Source organism: Erythrobacter epiphyticus, from assembly GCF_034653295.1.
Lineage (GTDB): Bacteria > Pseudomonadota > Alphaproteobacteria > Sphingomonadales > Sphingomonadaceae > Erythrobacter.
Genome location: NZ_JAYEEU010000028.1, coordinates 1 through 1,054, shown reverse-complemented (window position 1 = coordinate 1,054; position 1,054 = coordinate 1). Strand labels below are relative to the sequence as shown.

The 1,054-nt window shown below is 60.2% G+C and carries 1 protein-coding gene and 1 pseudogene; both read left to right on the top strand.

Annotated features, from left to right (window positions below; genetic code table 11):
• Nucleotides 1-71 precede the first annotated feature (71 nt).
• Nucleotides 72-737, top strand: a pseudogene (locus tag SOQ14_RS14305) (cytochrome c oxidase subunit 3); the annotation flags it as partial.
• Between the two features lie 79 nt (nt 738-816).
• Nucleotides 817-1,054 (top strand): hypothetical protein (locus tag SOQ14_RS14300; RefSeq protein ID WP_322898787.1); only part of this gene is annotated, 238 nt, incomplete at its 3' end.

Here is a 1,054-nt window from a genome sequence, read left to right as displayed (position 1 = left end):
CGAAAGAGCCGCAGCTGGCGGCTCTGGACAGCACCAATTGATCCGCACATCCTAGGGACGGGAACTTCCACATGGCTGGCAAAGTAAACCACGAATACCACATTCTCGAACCCGATATCTGGCCGCTGGTCGGCTCGATGTCGGCGCTCACCTTCACCAGCGGCATGGTGCTGGGCTTCCACCCCGAAATTTTCGGGGCGACTAGCTCGTTCGTGATGTGGGCAGGCCTCGCCGGTCTGATCGCGACCTTCTTCATGTGGTTCAAGAACATCGTGGTCGAGGCCGAGCGCGGCGATCACACTCCGGTGGTGCAGCTGCACATGCGCTACGGGATGATCCTGTTCATCGCTTCGGAAGTGATGTTCTTCGTTGGCTGGTTCTGGAGCTTCTTCGACTTCGCGCTGTTCCCGACAGCCTTGAGCTATGACGCGGCTTCGGACGCGACCACCAGCCTGTTTGGCGAAGCGGGGGCGATTGCCTCGTTCATTCCCGAAGGCATGGAAGTGCTCGATCCCTTCGCGCTGCCGCTGCTCAACACGCTGATCCTGCTGTGTTCGGGCACGACGGTGACCTGGGCGCACCACGCGCTGATCCATGGTGATCGCGTGGGGCTGAAGCAGGGCCTGTGGGCGACGATTGCACTCGGCGTGCTGTTCAGCGCGATCCAGGCTTACGAATACAGCGTTGCGCCCTTCGGCTTCGGCGGCAATACCTATTCGAGCGCCTTCTGCATGGCTCCGGCAGAATAGGCCGCAGGGGCAGAGCGGAGGGCAGCAGTGGTTTTCCTACGGCCTTGTCAGGCGTTATGGGTCGGGGATGAACCTTGTGATGCTGCGATCAGATCACGTTGCAACGATGGCGGCAGTGATCGGGCCGATAACCGGAAAAGGCGAGCAACGGGGACACTGTGATCAAAGGGATTTCTCTTTAAGGACAGTGTCTCAGTTGTCTCCAACACGTAAGCTTGCCGCGCCGCAAGATGAACGGAAACCGGTTGGACACTGGCAGTCCGGGGCGATCACCTCAGCGCATCAGGCCGCCGATCAGGTTGCGC